This window comes from Phycisphaerae bacterium, assembly GCA_019636475.1.
Classification (GTDB): domain Bacteria; phylum Planctomycetota; class Phycisphaerae; order UBA1845; family UTPLA1; genus JADJRI01.
On record JAHBXN010000001.1, the window covers coordinates 590,113 to 608,400 of the forward strand.

At 60.1% G+C, this 18,288-nt stretch carries 15 protein-coding genes; 4 read left to right on the plus strand and 11 right to left on the minus strand.

Going from position 1 to position 18,288, the window contains the following annotated elements; genetic code table 11:
* Window positions 1-30: 30 nt before the first annotated feature.
* The 9 genes from KF841_02305 to KF841_02345 form a co-directional block, all read right to left on the minus strand.
* Entirely contained in the window at window positions 31-1,587 is a 1,557-nt protein-coding gene (locus tag KF841_02305) for a hypothetical protein (GenBank protein ID MBX3394178.1), read from the minus strand.
* Window positions 1,584-3,362, minus strand: coding sequence for a pilus assembly protein PilM (pilM, locus tag KF841_02310; protein MBX3394179.1), 1,779 nt, complete (start codon window positions 3,360-3,362; stop codon window positions 1,584-1,586). Before pilM ends, KF841_02305 begins: the two co-directional genes overlap by 4 nt.
* A 53-nt stretch (window positions 3,363-3,415) precedes the next feature.
* Entirely contained in the window at window positions 3,416-5,119 is a 1,704-nt protein-coding gene (locus KF841_02315) for a general secretion pathway protein GspK (GenBank protein ID MBX3394180.1), read from the minus strand.
* 96 nt (window positions 5,120-5,215) lie between these two features.
* Window positions 5,216-6,148, minus strand: coding sequence for a hypothetical protein (locus tag KF841_02320; GenBank protein ID MBX3394181.1), 933 nt, complete (start codon window positions 6,146-6,148; stop codon window positions 5,216-5,218).
* Window positions 6,148-6,960, minus strand: a complete 813-nt coding sequence (locus tag KF841_02325) for a hypothetical protein (GenBank protein MBX3394182.1) — start codon at window positions 6,958-6,960, stop codon at window positions 6,148-6,150. Before KF841_02325 ends, KF841_02320 begins: the two co-directional genes overlap by 1 nt.
* A gap of 316 nt (window positions 6,961-7,276) precedes the next feature.
* Window positions 7,277-8,725: a prepilin-type N-terminal cleavage/methylation domain-containing protein gene (locus KF841_02330; GenBank protein MBX3394183.1), complete on the minus strand. Its 1,449-nt coding sequence runs from the start codon at window positions 8,723-8,725 to the stop codon at window positions 7,277-7,279.
* A gap of 118 nt (window positions 8,726-8,843) precedes the next feature.
* Window positions 8,844-9,293 carry a type II secretion system major pseudopilin GspG gene (gspG, locus tag KF841_02335; GenBank protein MBX3394184.1) on the minus strand — a complete coding sequence of 150 codons (450 nt, stop codon included), beginning with the start codon at window positions 9,291-9,293 and terminating at the stop codon, window positions 8,844-8,846.
* A gap of 191 nt (window positions 9,294-9,484) precedes the next feature.
* Window positions 9,485-10,684: a type II secretion system F family protein gene (locus KF841_02340; protein MBX3394185.1), complete on the minus strand. Its 1,200-nt coding sequence runs from the start codon at window positions 10,682-10,684 to the stop codon at window positions 9,485-9,487.
* A 309-nt stretch (window positions 10,685-10,993) separates the two neighbouring features.
* A complete protein-coding gene (locus KF841_02345) occupies window positions 10,994-12,154 on the minus strand; it encodes an acyl-CoA dehydrogenase family protein (protein MBX3394186.1) in 1,161 nt (386 codons plus the stop codon).
* 369 nt (window positions 12,155-12,523) lie between these two features.
* Here KF841_02345 and KF841_02350 point away from each other — a divergent pair, with 369 nt between their 5' ends.
* The 4 genes from KF841_02350 (at window position 12,524) to KF841_02365 (ending at window position 15,992) form a co-directional block, all read left to right on the plus strand.
* Complete coding sequence (locus tag KF841_02350; protein ID MBX3394187.1) at window positions 12,524-13,297, plus strand: phosphatidylserine decarboxylase family protein; 774 nt, start codon at window positions 12,524-12,526, stop codon at window positions 13,295-13,297.
* Window positions 13,298-13,308: 11 nt separating this feature from the next.
* Entirely contained in the window at window positions 13,309-14,364 is a 1,056-nt protein-coding gene (locus KF841_02355; GenBank protein ID MBX3394188.1) for a phosphatidylcholine/phosphatidylserine synthase, read from the plus strand.
* Between the two features lie 111 nt (window positions 14,365-14,475).
* Entirely contained in the window at window positions 14,476-15,483 is a 1,008-nt protein-coding gene (locus tag KF841_02360; GenBank protein MBX3394189.1) for a class I SAM-dependent methyltransferase, read from the plus strand.
* 158 nt (window positions 15,484-15,641) lie between these two features.
* On the plus strand, window positions 15,642-15,992 hold the full coding sequence (locus KF841_02365) for a nucleotide pyrophosphohydrolase (GenBank protein MBX3394190.1): 351 nt from the start codon (window positions 15,642-15,644) through the stop codon (window positions 15,990-15,992).
* A gap of 69 nt (window positions 15,993-16,061) precedes the next feature.
* Here the strand turns inward: KF841_02365 and KF841_02370 are convergent, their stop codons facing one another.
* Both KF841_02370 and KF841_02375 read right to left on the minus strand, forming a co-directional pair.
* The gene (locus KF841_02370; protein ID MBX3394191.1) at window positions 16,062-17,171 is read right to left on the minus strand and encodes a matrixin family metalloprotease; all 1,110 of its coding nucleotides are present in this window, start codon (window positions 17,169-17,171) and stop codon (window positions 16,062-16,064) included.
* A 515-nt stretch (window positions 17,172-17,686) separates the two neighbouring features.
* A complete protein-coding gene (locus tag KF841_02375) occupies window positions 17,687-18,271 on the minus strand; it encodes an NAD(P)H-dependent oxidoreductase (GenBank protein ID MBX3394192.1) in 585 nt (194 codons plus the stop codon).
* Between the last annotated feature and the right edge of the window lie 17 nt (window positions 18,272-18,288).

Below are 18,288 nucleotides of genomic sequence, written 5' to 3' on the forward strand. Positions count from 1 at the left end.
CATCATTCGATTCCGCCCCAAGTCTTACACTTATTGCGCCGCAGCCGACGCGCTTCGCGTCCGCGACCACGCATCGATCGCATCTGCAAGACCTTCTTCACTCTCCACATTGAGCCAGACCCGCTTGCCGAAAGTCTTGCCAAGCGGATACAGGTAGTAGTTTCCGGTCGCCGGCATATACACCACGCCGCCCAGCGGATGAACCGCGCGCAGCGTGCCGCCATCCACAGCGCCCTCGTCGGCCAAAGTAATCACGCGCCGACCCGTTCCGCCCACCACGATCATTTCCTGAACGTCACGATAGGTCCAAAGACCCGCGACTTTGTACTGATCATCCGGCGGGGCATCCTCGGGCGGCGGTTGGTTCGTATCGACATAGACCGGTTCTTCCGGCTCCGGTGGAATCGTCAGCGTCTGCTTGGTGTCAGAAGGCATGTACGTTCCACCCGGTGCAGGCTTGCGGGATCGATACGTCGCACTCACCTGAATCTGCTTCGCCCGCCATTCGCCAATGTCGATCGTCTGATTCGCCTCGATCAGCATGGTGGGTGGCCGAAGTTGCTTGTCGTCTTCCGTTGTAACCACGATATTCAGCAGAACCTCTTCAGCGTTGGTATTCTGTACGGCGAGATTCACGATCTTCGGCGGTTCAGGCGGCGTTCGAGACGCCACCTTGTAGGCCCACGGACCGGCCGTTTTGAATTCGTGACGAATCGGACCCTCCGAATGGCCGTCGGCGTACGCGATGGTCAGTTCCACCACATCGCCCTTGCCTTCGACCTGCACCTGACTGTTACCGCCGACACCCTTCTGAAATTGCGTTTCTTCCTTGCCATCGAAGGAAAATACGCCCTTGATTCCGACCATTTTTCGGTCCTGGTTGTCCAGAAGAACGACGTTGGTCGGCGCGGGAACAAACTCGCGGAACAGATTCCGTGTGTCGAAAATCGCGTAGTACCAATCGGGCGCGACATCCTGCCGGACCGACGCGAGCGGCTCGGCCGGATCAGTCGGAATTGTCCGGGGCGCTTCCGCGAACGTGATGTCTTTGATTCGCTCCGGCAGCACCGGCGTCTCAACCGTCACGTCGAGTTTCACATTGTTCCGGCCGTATCGCGGCCCGAGCGGCGTGAGCGCCAGATTCGTAATCTGGCACAGAAACGGGGCGCGATAGATATCGCGAACAAATGCCATGACTTTGACATAATCACCAATCAGCGTCACGCTCGCGGCCGGCGACTTGATTTGAGTCTTCACCCCGATGCGGATGCCCATCGCGGTCTTCACGTTCGGAGAATCGAACCCATGACGAAGGGCGATTCGCTTCAATTCAAGTTGCAGCATGTCCTTCGCGAGCGTTTCGTTGAATGAAAATGTCCGCGCCGCATCCGCAAGCCAGACTTTCTCCACGCGGTGTTTTTCATCTTCGAGCCGCTTCAGTTTGTTGTAACGCTCGCTGTAGCTCTCGCGCAGCTGGTGCGCCTTTTTGATCTCGCCGATGAAAAGCCAGTTGATCATCGACCAGACGCCCAGCACGCCGAGGAATACGCCGAAAATCGCGGCCAGTCGTTTCTCACGAGGGTTCATCGGACACCCCCTTGATGGCCGATCGATCGACCATTCGACACCGGGGAAGCCGCTGGGGACGCGGCGTGCGCGTCGGTTGCCGATCGAACGTCCAGGCGCGCCGGCGAAGGCTCCCCACCTCGATTCTCGTTCGAGTTGTCGCCGGAAGGCGCCGCGTTGGAATCCGGTTCCGCTTCAATCGCCGCATCCGCGTCGTCCGTATCCACGTCGTCCCAGTTGCGCGGCTCGCGCGGAGGCAGTTCGGCTCGAACGCTCGTGTCGAATCGATAGATTTCCGAGAGATCCTTCAGGCCGCGGGGCGTTTCCGACCCGGGCTCGACCGACTTGAATCCAAGCGACCGCAGGGATTCGCTGATCGCATTAACCGTTCCTGATTCTGCCACGCGGAGCTTCATGGCCAGCTTCGCGATTCGCCCCCCCGTGCGACCGGCGCTGCGCATATCCAAATCAAGGCGATCCACACACGCCAGTTGATCCGAAGGAAACACACGCGACAGTTCAGCGACCACGTCCGGCCAGTACTGCTCCGAAGCCTTCCATTCCTGAAGCGCGTTGGCCTGCGCTATGAATTCCAGATACGGTTTCTCGATGCTCTGCTTGCGCTCGACGCTCCTTCGAACCGACTCGGCGCTCGCACGCGCCGGAAGCACAAAGCGAATATGTGCCCAGATGCCGGCGCCGATGACCAGAATCGCCGCACCAATCGCGACCGGCGCCTTCTTCAGGCGCTTCGTTCGCTTGCTGACGGGCTTCTTCGGTCGCAGAAAATCAAATGCCTCCAGCGCCGGCCGATCCTCGCTCACGGCCATGCCGATCACCGACGAGAATCCGCGCAGCTCCTTCGCACGCTGCGGCGACAAGTCGAGCAGGCGATCCGGCGAGAACAGTTGCGCCTTCGCGGCAAATCGTGCGGCCAGGGATTGAGCCAGCTCTGCCTCCAGCCCGGTCGAGCCGCAGACCACGATCTGATCAACGCTCGTGTGCGGCGCCGTCGCGCGGTGAGCCTCGTAGGAGCGGATGACATCAACCAGCAGCTTGCCGACGGCTTCCGTCGTCAGTTCGTCCTGTTCCGCATCCAGCAGAGGCAGCGCCGTGATGCGGCTATCCTTCACACGGTCCGCGCCGACCGCGTCAATCCGAGGCAATGTCAACTGCGCGGCACGACAAAATGCCAGAGTCCCTCGATCGATCACATCGATCTCAGTGTGCGTCGGACCGACATCCACAACCAGCACCGAGTGCGCCGCCAGTTCCGGCAGGCCGCCCATCACCGCGCGCAGGTTCGCGAACGGCCGCAGACCCAGTCGCTCGATGGTCAGTCCCGCTTCACGCGCGACCCGCTGATAGAATTCAAGGTCTTCATTGCGAATCGCCGCGACCAGCGGCTGACAGGCCTGTTTCGGATCATGCCCCAGCGCGAAGGCGAAATCGATGGTCGCCTGCTCCGCGGCAAACGGCAGTTCCTTCACGATCTGAAACTGAATCGAAGCCGGCAGGTCATCCGCGGGCATCGGCGGCAGGTCCAGCCGGTTAAGTACGACCTGGTTGCGCGGGATCGACATGAGGGCGTGCTTCGCGGACAGGCCGGACTGCTTCATCGCCTCCCGAATGAATGCTCCGAGCAACTCCGCATTGTCAACCGCCAGATCCGGCGGAATCGGAACCGAGACCGCCTTCACCAGATCAAGACGATCGCCCCTGACGCGAACCATCGCCATCCGAAGATCGCGGGCGTCCCAGTCAACCGCCAGAAGTTTTTTCCCTGTCAGTGCCATCAGTTCGGCTCAGCCCCCTTCAATTCGCCGGTCCGCCTCTCGCGGCTCGATCCCTACTTGGACTTGTCCTGCGCGCCGCGCAATTCGTCGCCGTGCGGACGATACGCCATGCCAAGTGGATTCAGGTTTCGGTAATACATGACCTGCGGAACCGGCCCGCGCATCTGCAGGATCACCATGAACCGCTCCACAATACCAAGACTGTCAGCAAACCCAACCGCCTCGATTCGATAAACAGACGACTTCGTCGTGATCTTGTCGAGGATCCGGCGAAACTTGTATTCACTGATCACGCCCTGCGAAACCAGCCATGACGGCGACGATTTCGTCGCGCTGTCCAGATTCGCACGTGCCGTCACGATCGCTTCCACATCCTCATCGCTCAGTTCCTCAAGCATTGCCAGTACTTCACGGGGCGCAGTGCTCACGTTGATGCGACCATTCAGGATCGGTGACGGTGACGCCGACAGACGGTCCAGCAGCAACGGCAAATCCTCGTAAGAACCCGGCGGCTCCTCGTCCGTCAGGTTCGCGTACACGGGTGCGCGGGCAGCCGGCGGGCGCTGCGGATTCTCTCCGCTTGGAGCGCTCGTCGGCGGATTCTCGGACTCGGGATCCGACCCATCCTGATCGGCGAAACCAGGCCTCGAATCTTCACGGTTTTCCTCGGATGGCTGAGATGTCGGATCTTCCCCGTCCGCCTGTGCTGGCGACTGGGGTGCACCCTGCTCAGGCGGGGACTGATCATCCGGCTGTGAAGTGGCCTCCTGCTCCGCCAACTGCGCCTCCAGCGGTGGCGCGGGAAGCAGATTCATAACACTGTTAAAACGGATCCCCGCCGATCGAACCGAGATAATATAACTGACAATGTCGCCGTCGATTTCCTGTTCAAGCTTCTCCTGAAGCTTGTCCAGATCCTGCATGTTGAGATTGATGCGCGGGCGATTATCGCCGGATGTGTTCGATTCCTGCGACCAGACCGTGAAGAACGGAGCAATGCCGCGATAGAGAACGCCGTTGCCGTCGTCCGGCGGAAACGACTCATTGCCATCATCTTCGTTCGGATCAAGTAGCCCGTTCTGGTTGTAATCCTCGCCGTACACCACCCACGTCGAAAAACCCCGCACGAGGAGCAACTCTTCCACCGAAGAAAATGCAGCGCCTTTGGCGCGATACGGAGGAATCAAAGTGGCGTAGTACTCGTTCTTTGCGCCATTAGGACGAGGCTCATCGCCCGGTTCGCGCCAATCCAGGAATGAATCGACCAGCACATCGATGTTCACGGGAAAGTCCGTGTTCACCGGTACTACCCGCTGCAGTAGTCTACGAAGCTGATCACCGGTGACAGAGTTCAGGTCCATTCGAGCCGATTCATCCGTGATGCCATAGCGAACGCGATTGGGATCATTCAGGTCCGGGGCGATCAGGCTGAATCGGAACGCCTCCTCCAGCGTCGGATCATATTTCTTCACCTCGCCGGTGACGGCCTTCTGCTGGACCGATTCGGCATCCTTGCCTTCGGGACCCGAAACCAGAAATGCACGATAACGCTCGGGGCTGTTAAACCAGCTATCCAGATCACCGCGCGTATAACGAAGAGTCACAACCGCCGATTGGACACCGGAGTTGGCCGCCTGCCTGATCTTGAACTGCCGAATCTCGGTCGTCATTCCGTCCAGATACGCGCGAACCATCAGCGTGTATCCAGCCGCCAGCAGCGACAGCAGCGCAACCATCACCAGAACGACGACCAGCATGAGGCCGCGCCTGGCGACCTTACGACGAAAACAACTAATACTTAAATGCCTTTGGTACATAATATTACAATAAATCACAACCACCGAGCCAGCCCATCACCGGCTGCCGGAACTGCCTGACCCGCTGCCTCCGCTCGCTCGCGTGCGGGTAATCTTTTGTGCACGCATCAGCCGCGATCCCATGAACGTGTCCGCCTGCGGCAAACGCACCATGATCGTATAGGCTTCACGCGTGTAAGGATCTGGCTCGGAGGGAGTTAGATCAAACTTGAGCGGATCCTCCTCTTCTTCTTCCTCGGGCGGAGGGACTTCCTGATAGCCGACCGTGATCTCGATCGCCTGCGGAAGGGAGTTCCCCATCTTCCCCTCAGGCTGCAAGCCAAGGTCCCATCGGTCCAGCCAATCCACACCGTCGTAGTAGCGGAATCGGATGAACTTCAACTCAGGCGAAACCAGATCGAGGCTGACGCAGTTCTCATCCTTCTCAAACAGCGCCGTTTGAAAGTGGGTCTTCACCTCGCGGCGCACAAGCCCCAGCGGAGCCTTGCCGGTCGTACCGTTGGGATAGGTGTAGCTCTCGTCTTCCTGGTCATAGGCGAGGTAGTACTGAACCTGCCGGATGTCGCACTCGGCCGGTGGAGGCAGTTCCTCGATGCCTCGCTGTCGGAATAGCGTCCTGTCCGGAAGTGTGACCGTCTGAAAAGAGATGAAACGCTCCTTCCCGGTGACGCCCGGACCGAGCGTCGATACAAAACCGTTCGAAGCGCGAATCTCCTCCGCAATCTGATGAGCGACCATCTTGGCGAGATAGCCCGCCGTCGTGACCTTCAGCGAACTCTCACGCGTTCGCATGACCTGGTCATAGAACGAAAACAGCAGCAACGACACCAGCACCATGAGGCCGATCGCCAACAGCACTTCCAGCAGCGTCAGCGCGCGTCGGCGATCTCGCCGCGCATCACGAGACACCGGAACGGCCAATCGCCGCCCGAATGCGTTCGCGGGTCGCCTGTGCCGGCATGGCGTCATCAGCGGCCACCTCCCTGCCCGGGTCTGAATCCGCCGCGAGGCAAATTGTCCGGAGGCTTCTGACCTCCTCCTTGCTGTCCGCCGCGCCCTCCGGCTTGCTGTCCACCGCCCTGCGGCCGACCGCCGCCCTGTTGTTGCCCACCGCCCTGTTGTTGCCCGCCACCCGGAATTTGACCGGGATTTACGCCAGCCTGGCCGGCAATGCGCTGAAGTGCCCCGGTGTCGCCGGATTGGAGCGCGGCGATGATTTGGTCAATCTGTCCGCCGGCAAACCGATCACCGAACGCCGCGATAAGCGTCGGAAGGAGTTCAATCAGCGTGTCCATATCCATCGATGCCAGCGCACGCGGATCAAAGTTGTTCGGATCGATAAACTGCGTACCGCCGGGAATCGCGTCGGTGATCTGGGTAATCTGCTCCGGCTCGAGTCCGAAGTCGTTTTCGAGATCGATTCCGCGGGGTATCGCGCGGAAGATTCGCGTCGCCATGACGAATTCGCGATCTGAGGTATCTGCGTTCGGGTCGCCGACAAAAATCTCGATATCGATTTCAAGCAGTCCCTCAACGCGAAGCGACGGATTCGTCGTCACCTTCCACGAGAGGCGATCGAGTGTCTCGCCCTCACGGAAATATCCGCTCTGCTCGCGCTCGTCGAGATTGAGCAGGCCGGAGTTGGTGTCCATCTCGGCGATGAGCCGATCGGTCATCAACATGCCCTGCGTCAGACGCTCGGCCAGTTCGACGTTTTGCTGTCCATTGCGAAACACGATTCCGATCGCCGCAATCGCCATGAGCAGAATGCCGAGCGACACGACGACTTCCAACAAGACCAGGCCGCGTCGAGCCGGGCCCGGGGCGGACGGCGTTCGCGCGCGGATCCTCAGAGAACCCGCTGCGCAGACTGAAACCCCAGATTGAGAATACGAAATCGCCACGAATGCGCTCCCTGTCCGAGAGGCCTTCAGGAGGCCTTGCGAGAACCCATTTCTTGTACGCAATAGAGCGGCAATCGTCGCAGAACGGACGATCTTTTTCGGAAGTATCTTCGAGCCGGCACGGCAGACTTAACTTTCAGCGAATCATAAAGATATGGCTTATGCAGGCGACAGCGACGCGGACATTTTCGAATCAGGGGTTCTTGTTGTCGTTCTGGTTGTCGTTGTCGCCTTTTGTGTCCGGCGGGTTGTTCGTGTTGTCGTTTTTCTGACCGGAATTCGAATTTGAATTGGAGTTGTTGTTCAGTGCGTTGTCGATGTTGTCGCGTTCTTCGTCCGTAAGATTCGACTGCTCAAGGTCTTCCTTCAGCCCGGTTTGCCCGTTCTGATCGCCCTTGCGGCCACCGGTTTCACCGTCTTTTCCGTCGCCGGACCCCCGCGGATCTGGACGATTCCCGCCACGATCCTGCATCGGCGGACGATCTCCCCCGCGATCGTTGCCAGGACCTCGGCCATCCGATCCGCCACGGCGGCCACCCTCACCCCGATCGCCTTGGCCACGTCCTTCGCCGCGACCGCCGCCGCCTCGACCGCCGTCGCCTCGACCGCCGTCGCCAACACCCCCCGCACCGCCGACGTTCGGAAACTGACCCGCGCCGCGGCCGGGCAATCCGCCCAGTCCGCCCGGGCTGGCGGGACCCGCGCCGCCGGGAACACCGCGACCCGCCCCGGCGCCAAATCCGCCGGCGCCAGCGCCGACTCCCCCGGTGCCAAATCCGCCGCCTCCGCCGAAACCGCCCGAACCGCCGCCGGCCGCAGCCGCCTGATCCGGTAAGCCGAATGACAGGTCACTCGCATCGGCATCAGTGGGCATCTCGAGGTTTTCACGCTTAACGTAGAAGGTCTCGTCGGCGAGTTGCTCCTCGGTGACGGGATCGCGCAAGTATGCCAGACCGGTCCGACCATCGAGAATGATCCAATGCTGGGGATCGTCTTCCGTCAATTCGCGGTCGAGTGCCACTTTCGTGACTTTTAGCGTCGCCCAATCCGTCGAACCGCTCGGCTCGAACAGAATGATCGGACGTCGATCGTCGAGTTCGACATCCTCGTTCATGCTCGTGATGGCCGGAATAGTCACTTCGGAATCAGCGGAATTCGCATTTCCTTCCTGCTTGTCCGAGTCTTTCTTTGCGGAATCGGTGGTCTCATCGAACGAAATCGGCTTGAGAAAGACCGGTCGGCCCAGCTCAATGGTATGCACATGGACTTCGCCGAGAAGCGGCGAATCCTGGGCCCACGTCGCCTGAAGCGGTTCCCAGACACCCGGAAACTGAATCGGGTCGTTCTCGATTTCAAAATAGGGATGTTGCTCGTTCGGCGCGAACCGTACGCGGACGCGCCGGTTCTCTTTCATCGCTTCCGTCCTCGCGAGAAAAAGCGTATCGCGCATCTGCGCAGCCGATTCCGGCAGCTCGGACGCAACAATCTGATTCTGAAGGAGCGGCCAGCTCAGACCAGCAAGAATCGCAAGCAGAAAAATCGCAACGAGAATCTCGATCAGCGTGAATCCGGCGCGACGTAACGTCCTGGCGCAATTTCTCCTTCGCGGCGTCCAGGCGATGAATGTTGAGATCTCGTGCATGTCACCCATCACGAAACCGCCGCGAGGAAATCACGCCCGCGAAGGGGCGTGAAAGGCCGCGGGGCACCGACATGAAGCCGCGCCATCGCCAGGGCGGATCAGCGCGTGCAAACACGACCTAGCGATCACTCTGCCAGTTGGTCACGTCGTCTTCAGAACCATCGAGCCCATCGGGCCCAAGGCTCCAGAGGTCGTACTTGTCACGATTCTTTTCGCCCGGTGCTCGGAATTGATAGTCACGCCCCCAGGGATCCTTCAATCCACCCGGATCCTCAATGCCCTGGATCCACTTCTTGGCGATTTCCTCATCCGCCGGCTTCTCGTAGAGGTACTTCAGATCCTCCGGCCAGCTCCCGCAATTGAATCGGTAGAGATTGATCGCATTGGCCAGCGGGCCGTTCGAGCCGACCGCCGCTCTGGCGAGCTTGACCTTGGCATCATCCGCCTGGCCGACGAGCGACGGCACGACGAAGGCTGCAAGCAAGGCCAGCAGACCGACGACAAGCAGAATTTCAAGCAGGGTGAAACCCTTGCGAACCGGACGACGTTTGACGCGCTTCGGACTCATGGTGATCAGACTCCTTCAACAATGATCTCGATATCGAGCGGATGTTCAGACCCAATTCCCTGCGGGACACGGACTGCTCACATCGGCACATCCTTATACACGTTGCATCCCGAATTGTGGCAGCAAATTCAGCGGATTTCCAGCCGATATTATAGGCCGGCTCGGGACAAGCCGAGCATCGCCGAAGGCAACTACCTGGCGCCGCCCGAGCTCATGGTCAGAATCGGCAAAAGCAATGCGATCGCAATCACGGCGACCACGCCCGCCATGCAGACCAGCAGGAGCGGTTCCAGCAATCGAACCGCCAGATCAATCTTCCGAGCGGTTCGATTCTCATACGAATCCGCGATCGTGACGAGCACGTTTTCGAGATTGTTGCTTTCCTCGCCGACGGCAATCATGTCGACAATATCGAGTGGGAACAGCCCGCTGCGTCCCAGCGGGCCCGACAGCGCGGCGCCTTTTCGCACGCTCTCCGTCGCGTCGTCAATCACCTCCACCAGCATGCGATTCCCGGCCGAGTCTCGGGCAATTTTCAGGGATTGCAGAATGGGCACGCCATTGTTGAGCAGGGTGCCGAGAATGCGGCAGAAACGGCAGATCGCAACGAGCCGGAGTATCTCGCCGAGCATCGGCACCTTCATCTGCATGCGATCGAATGCAATGCGGCCGCCCTCGCTCCGCAAAACCAGCAACACCGAGATTCCGAGGACGCCGATCGCCGACACGACGTACGGCCAGTAAATCTGGAGGAAATCGCAGGCCGCGAAGACCCACTGCGTCAGAATCGGCAGATTGCCCTGGAGGAATTTTCTCACCTGCGGAACGACGACGACGAGCAGAAAGACAACGATGCCCGCGCCCACCGTCATGAGAATGCTCGGATAGATCAATGCGCCGATGACTTTGTTGCGGAGTTCGTTCTGTCGCTCGGTAAAGACGGCGATGCGTGTGAGAACCTCCTCGAGAAAACCGCCTTTCTCGCCGGCACGGATCATCGCGACATGGAGTGTCGTGAAGGCGTTGGGATGCCGATCCATCGCGTCCGCCAACGTCTGACCGCTGGAGATGTCCTCGCGGACCTCTTTCAGAATTTCTTTGAAAACAGCGTTGGAAGTCTGCTTCCACAGGACATCGAGCGCCCGTAGCGCCGGAACGCCTGCCCGGAGCAGGTCCGCGAACTGCGAATAGAAAACCGCCACATTGGTCGAGCTGACCTTCTTCTTGCGGCCGGTCATGCCGCTGACCGCCATGCCGCCTTCTGTGATTTCGAGAGGGAAGAGCCGCTGTTCGTCGAGGGCGCGCAAAACCTGCTGCTGGGTGTCGGCCGCCAGGACGCCCTTCACCGTACCTCCGTCCAAACCACGCGCAACATAGGAGAAACTGGGCATTTGATCGATTTTCCGATGTAGGCCTCCGCCCTCCTAGAGCGCAACCGGCCTCAGCCATGGCGTGCAAATCATTATCATGAAAACACTTGCAGCGATCCAAGCCTTGCCAGTCCGCATGCGGACGTCACTATCCATATCGGATACGACCGACAGGCGTCATGATCCTCGCAGATTCTACACCGGCGCGGGGCCACAGTTGCGGGCGGCCCGGAAAACGGCGTTTTCATCGCGATTGCGCGCGTTTTGATCGATGCAATTTTGCGCCGGGAATGCAGAATCCGAGCGAAAACGGGGTTCGGGAACGATGTCTCAAAAAGCCGGGACGCCGCAAAGCTGGCTCCCGACAATCAGTTCGTGGATTGTTTCCGTGCCTTCGTAAGTGATGACGCTTTCAAGGTTTAGCATGTGTCGAATCGAGTGACACTCGATACTGATTCCGGCCGCGCCGAGGATATCGCGCGCGTCGCGGGCCACATCAAGCCCCATCCGCACGTTGTTCCACTTCGCCATCGAAACCTGGGCATGGTGCATGGTGCCTTCATCCTTCATCCGACCCAGTTGCAGCGAAAGCAGCTGCGCGGTCGAGATGCGTCGGGACATGTCCGCAAGACGACGCTGAATGGTCTGAGTGTGTGAAATAGGTCGCTTGAAGACGACACGCACCTTCGACCACTCGAGCGCCTCCCGGAAGCAGGCGATGGCAGCGCCGATCGCGCCCCACGTGATGCCGTAGCGAGCCTGGGTGAGACAACCGAGCGGTCCCTTGAGGCCGCGAATGTTCGGCAACATGCTGGATTGTGGCACGCGCACGTTATCGAAGAAAAGCTCGCTCGTGATGCTGGCACGGAGGGACATCTTGCGCAGGATGTCGCGCGTGGTGTATCCGGGCATGTCTTTTTCAACGAGGAAACCGCGGACGCCGTCGTCGGTCATGGCCCAGACGATGGCGACATCGGCGATTGTTCCGTTGGTGATCCACATTTTCGCGCCGTTGATGACCCAATCGCCGCCTTTCTTCACGGCGTGCGTCTTCATCGTTCCGGGGTCGCTGCCGCCATCGGGCTCGGTCAAGCCGAAGCATCCGATCAATTCTCCGCGAGACATGCCGGGCAGCCAGCGTTGTCGCTGCTCTTCGCTGCCGTACGTGAGAATCGGGTACATGCAGAGACTGCCCTGGACGGAGACGAAGCTGCGGACACCGCTGTCGCCGCGCTCGAGTTCCTGGCAGATCAGGCCGTAGCAGACGTTGTTCAATCCGGCGCAGTCATAACCCTCGATGTTGCAGCCGAGCAGACCGAGGGCCGCGATTTCGGCGATCAATTCGCGCGGAAATGTGTGATCCTCGAACGCCTGTCCGATGATAGGAATGACTTTTTCGTCCACGAAGCGGGCGACGGTCTCCTGGACCTGCCGTTCTTCTTCGGAGAGCAGTGATTTAACGTTAAAGAAGTCGTATGTATCCGGCGTCATGACGGCGGCTGGAGCGTCTGCTGCCATTTTTCTGTTACTCCTGTTTCAGAATCGATTGCACGCGGGCAATCATGCTTCATTCATGTCGGGCACCGAGCCACGCGAACGTTCCGCACCGGAAGTGGAACAAAACGAGCGTCGTTGGCGATTGGCCAGGTCAGGCGCGCCCGCTCATCGGCAGGGAATCGCGCATTTCTTCGGCAGTATAGCGGGTTTCGGCATTCAGTCACATAGACGCCCGGCATGTGAGCGGGCGACGAGCCGGGCGGCAGGGATGACCCGTGTCTCGAACGGCGATATGATCCGATCAGGCAGCGTTCCTTCGAGACGAATGCAATCGAATGTTGCCAATCTGACTTTGGGATTCCGATGCCGCTGGCGCTTCAAGGCTTACGCGAGATGCTGGTCTGTACCGTCGTGTTCGGCGGTGGAGCGGCGTTGTGCGCGTGGGGCGCGGTCTCGGGGTCGGCGTTGTGGTGGATCCCGGCGATTCCGCTCGCGGCGGTGTGGGTATTTACCATCGCTTTTTTTCGCGACCCCGAACGGGATATTCCAGCCGAAAGCGGCTCGCTCGTTTCGCCCGCTGATGGGAAGATCACGGAGATCACCCGGGTTGAGTCGCACGAGTGGATCGATGGTCCGGCCCTGAAGATCAGCATCTTCCTTTCAATCTTCGATGTGCATATCAATCGCTCGCCCTGCTCCGGCCGGGTGCTGCGGACGGATTATCGCGCGGGTGAATTTCTTGACGCGCGCCATCCGGAGTGCGGCATTCGGAACGAATGCAACACGGTGGTTCTCGAAGCAAACGAGCCGCTCGGATCCGGGGCCGGCGTGGGTCCGACCGGCACACGCGTTGTCATTCGACAGGTGGCCGGATTGATCGCCCGACGGATTATCTGCCAGATCAGTCCGGGGGACTCGATCAGCCGTGGTGGTCGAATCGGGCTGATCAAGTTTGGCTCGCGAACGGATTTGATCGTGCCGGCGGATATCGGGCTGGAGCCGGTGGTTCAGGTAAACGATATGGTAAAAGGCGGATCGACGATTCTGATTCGGACCGTCCAATCGAAGGTGCGTTGTGAAGCGGACGCGCACCCGACCGAGCCGAGCGCGGCAACGATGTCATCGCAGAAGGCGTAGCACCCAATCCCATGAGACTCCGCAAACATCATGATCCCGCGGCCCGACGAGTTCGCCGCCGAGAGCGCGTTCTGAAGACGATCGGTGTGTTGCCGTCGCTCGCCACGCTCGGCAATCTGAGTTGCGGCCTGGGCGCGATCTACCTTTGCCTGCTTCATTCGCAGGCGGTCGCCATGAAAATTGTCGATCCGCCGATCGGCGGTGCAAAACTGGCGGCGATTTCGCCGTCTTTTGTGGCGGCGGCGGGATTCCTGCTGATCCTGGCGATGTGCTTCGATGGCATCGACGGGCGCCTCGCGCGTCTGGCGCGGAAGACGACGGAATTCGGGGCGCAGCTCGACTCGCTGGCTGACGTGGTCAGTTTCGGCGTCGCGCCGGCGTTGATGGTGCTGAGCATCTCGCAGCCCGCCACCTTCGTGGATATGAATGATCTGTCGTTCATCGACCGGGTGTACTGGCGTCTGGAATGGGTGATGGCTGCGGTGTACGTGTGCTGCGCGGCGCTGCGCCTGGCGCGATTCAACGTTGAGAACGAGGAAGACGAATCGGCTCACATGGAGTTTCGCGGTCTGCCGACTCCCGGAGCGGCAGGCGCGGTGATCGGCCTGGTGATCTGCCATCAGGGCCTTCTGCCCGATTTGAAGCTGCCGGAGTTTGCTCATGTGCTGGGCCGTGCGATGCCCGCTTATGCCCTACTGCTTGGCTTGCTGATGGTCAGCCCGTTCCGTTATCCGCACCTGGTCAATGCCGTCCTGCGCAGCCGTCGACCGTTCTGGCAGGTCGTCGCACTTTCGATGTCGGTGCTGATCGGATTCGTCGTTCAGTTTCATATCACCTTGTGGATCGTGACTTCGGCGTACGCTCTGTCCGGGCCATTCAATATGGCGATGCTGCGGCTTCGCGGCCGGAGCGAAACGGTCCAGCGGTCGGATGAGGTCGCGCTGCCCCCGATCCTGGTGGGGCCGCTCGAAACATTCGAGGATGACGAGGACGAGCATCACGCCGACGCGCCGTCCGATGACCCCGAAGACCGAGGCGGCGGAGATTCCACGCGGTACACGGCCTGAATTGCCACGATCCACCCGTCTGAATTCGTGATCCTTCGCTTATCGCGCAAATTCCGCATGACCAACCGGCAGAAATTGCAGGCGTGCGAACGTTTCCGCCGATAAGTCAGAATGGCTCTCGCCGTTCCGACTCATCCAGCCGCCGATGCTTCCATCGTATCCCCGCCGATGCAGTGCGTTGGCTGCGGGTTGATGCAGTCGCCAGGTCGCCCGGCCCTGCGACGCAACGGCGGAACGCTTCCATTCGATCTGCATCGATGCGGCGGTTGCGGACTGGTGCAGCAGCATCCCCGCGAGTCCACGGCAAAGCTGGCCGCTCACTACGGTCACAACTACTACGTCTTCAAGGAGGACAATGCGCGCCGATGGGCACGAGCCGTGCAACAGTATTGCATCCATCTTCGAGGGCTTGAGCGTCGATCACCGAAGCGGCTTCTGGACGTGGGCTGCGCGCTGGGGCATCTGGCGGCGCTTGCAAAGCGTCGCGGCTGGCGCGTGACGGGAATTGATGTCTCGGCCGAGGCGGTGAGTCGCGCGGTTTCGACGTTTAGCATTGATGCGCTGGCCGGTCAGTTGTCGCAGTATCTTTCGGTTCTGCCGCGATTCGATGTCGTGTTTCTGGGCGACGTGCTGGAGCACGTGGGCGATCCGGCGAGATTCCTTTTGAATGTTCACAGCTGCCTCGCTCCGAATGGCGTCGTGTGCATCGATACGCCGAACTGGGGCGGATGGTGGCGGCGGGTGGCGCGATCACGATGGATCGGCATCAACCCGTTTCACGTCAATCTCTTTGATGGAAGGTCGCTTGGCGCGATGCTCGCGCGATGTGGAATGGATGTCACGCGGACGACATCTTACACTCACTGCCGATATGCGGCGCCGTCCGCGCGACCCGAGCTTCGGGGACTGATCGGGGCGATGCCCGATGCGCTGGCCTGGCGAACGGGCGCCCTGCTCGATCGCATGAGCCGAATTGGCGCATGGGCGGACTTGCGGACCGCTCCTCCCACGACGCTGGACACCGCGGCCGCCACGGCCGACCGGCTCTGGCGGCGCGGGTATCGCCTGCACCCTTCTTTGCTGGGGGACAATCTCGTCGTGCATGCCCAAAAGCGCTAACCCAGTCGAATCCGACAGCCCGTGAGGGTACGATCCGGTCCGGTCAGCGGCGGGCGCATGACCGATTGCGGAGATCAAGTGCTGCCGCATCGCGCGGCGGCGGCGATGCGGCAATCCGTCGCCGGAATTGCGTCGCGCCGAACTCACGGAGGCAAACCATGACAGACGAGACGGCGACAATAGCCGACCTGAAGCGGCTCATTCAAGAATTCGTCAACGAGCGTGACTGGTCGCAATTCCATACGCCCAAAAATCTCTCGATGTCGATTGCGATCGAGGCCGCGGAGCTGATGGAGCACTTTCAATGGACAGAGGGTGGCGGATCGAGTCGCCCGACCGATGATCCGGTGGTCATGCAAGAGGTTCGCGAAGAACTCGCTGACATTCTGTGTTACGCGCTATCATTCGCCAATGCACTAGGAATCGACGTGAACGATGCGGTGCGAGAGAAGATGGTGAAGAACGCGGCGAAATATCCGTCGGAACGGTATCGCGGGCGATTCAGATAATCGGCCGGAGACTTCGGTTCGCGCTGGGAACCACAACCACCGATTTGAATCGGGATCCGTGTGCCCGAATCAGGGCATGGGAACAACCCTCTCCAGCAGCTTGAGATCGTTCTGATCGCCGAACGGGAAGATCGATCGGCTGAGCGGAGCCGTTTTGAAATTCTGGTCTTCGAGCAGCGTGCTGGCCGATCCGGTGTTATCCATGAGCGCCGTCACGTCCGAGACATGATTGAGTCCGAGCAGGTGCCCCGCCTCGTGGGCCGCGACGTTTCCGATTGCAATGCCGATTCCCGTCACGGTGGGCCGTTGGGCGAAGGGGTCGTCGAACCGTTCGATGAAGACAATGCCGTCGTCGCACCGATCCCGGTTGCCGACATCGACATCATCGGCAATTCCGAATTTCGTTCCGCTATAGGCTCCGAAGTGAATCGCGCTGAACGTACCCGGCGTGAGCATGGGATTCTCATCGCTGGTGACAATTTCGAGTCCGGTGGCCGCGAAGTTGTCCTTGACGGTATCAATGATGATCTGTTTGATCGCGGCGGTTTCGCCGGCGTACGCATCATCGATGTCGGCGGCATCGAAGACCTTGAGGTTATACGACCCATCGCCCGCGATGGTCACCGGTCCGCCGGCAAAGTTCAGGAGCAGGGTCTGAACGGCCGGCAGGGTCACCACGCCGCCGCGAGTGATCTGCACGCGGACGTTGTAGCTGCCGCCGCGCGTGGACTGGAAGTATTTTGTGATCGCGAGATAGAACTGATCGCCCGCGACGGTGACGACATCATCAATGGCGGAATTGAAGTTGTTTGCGTCGAAATCGACATCGTCGTTGATCGACCACAGTTCCTTGTCCTGATCGAAGATCGCGATCGTCGGATCGAGAAGACTGCCTGATGCCGCATCCACGGTGACTCGAATTCGATCGCCGACGGCCATCGGCCCGAGGTCATACACATCGGCGACCTGCGAACCGATCGTGCCGCTGAATTCGGACACATCGTTGGCACCATATGAGACCAGCTTCGCCGTCGCAAAGGATGAGCCGGTATTACTCGGAGGATTGACGATCGGCAGCATCGAGAACAGATCGCAGGCCGAGAATGCGATGCAGCCCAGGATCAGTCCGAAAGCCATCGCCGTGTCGCGAACACGCGAGAAGGAATGTGAGTATCTCACGGAAGTCTCCAGTTCGTCGAGTTCGTCCCGAAACCCTTCGGGATGAACGCGAGACCATGATAATCGACGGGCCTCGGCCGCACACGTCGGCAGGCTGCGCCAGCCGGTCTTGCGAATTCATCGGTTTCGCGGCGGCCTCAATGCGAAGCGCATTATCCTCCTATTGAGCCGGGTGCGCCGCACATTACGGAGCGGTCCGAAAAAGGGCTGGTGAACAACGGCGTGTTTCGATGGATCTGGAATGCAGCATCGGGAAAAAGCTAAGTCATCATAAGCGGCGTTGCACGAACTTCGCCTCAATGACGCCGCGGTTTGAGCCGATCTCGGAACAGAACCGAAGAGCCGACCGCACCGTCCAGCGCGGTGGGTCGGAGCGGGCGGAGGGACGCACGGTTCCCGGCGCTTTCCGGATTGGGGAAAAAGCAGCGCAGCGTGGGCGACGCCGACCTCCTTCAGAGGATCGATGGTCGCCCGCGCCATTTTCCGCCTGCCTGGTGAAAAATCAACGGACATATCTAGACGGCTTTCAGCTTCCGAGTCACGAACGCAAGGCGGTGTCCCAATGCTTCGACTGATTCATGAAGCGTTGCATCTTTCAAGCGTCCATCGCCTTCAAACGCCTGATGTGCCGTCGGTATGGCACGCTGCTCGGGCAAGACGATCATGTTGAGATTGCCGAGTATCGCTCGAAGGTGGACCAGGCCGCGAAGCCCTCCGAGCGCGCCGGGCGATGCCGCCATCAGGACTGCTGTTTTTCCGCTGAAGGCCGCCAACGGCCGCTCTCCGGCTGCCGCGCGGGAAACCCAGTCGATCGCATTCTTCAGCACGGCGCTGATCGAACTGTTGTACTCCGGCGATGAGATGATGAACCCATCGGATGCGATCATCAGTTTCTTCAACTGAGTGGCGCACGGGGGCGGACCTTCTCGCGATTCCAGGTCCTCGTCGAACAGGGGCATTGCGAAGTCTCGAAGGTCGGCCACCGTGACGACCGCGCCGGCTTTTCGAGCGCCTTCCGCGGCGATCTTCACCAGCTTTTTGTTGAGCGACTGCGTGCGCGTGCTTCCTGCGAATGCGAGCAACTGAACAGGATCGGACATGATGGATTCCTCAATCG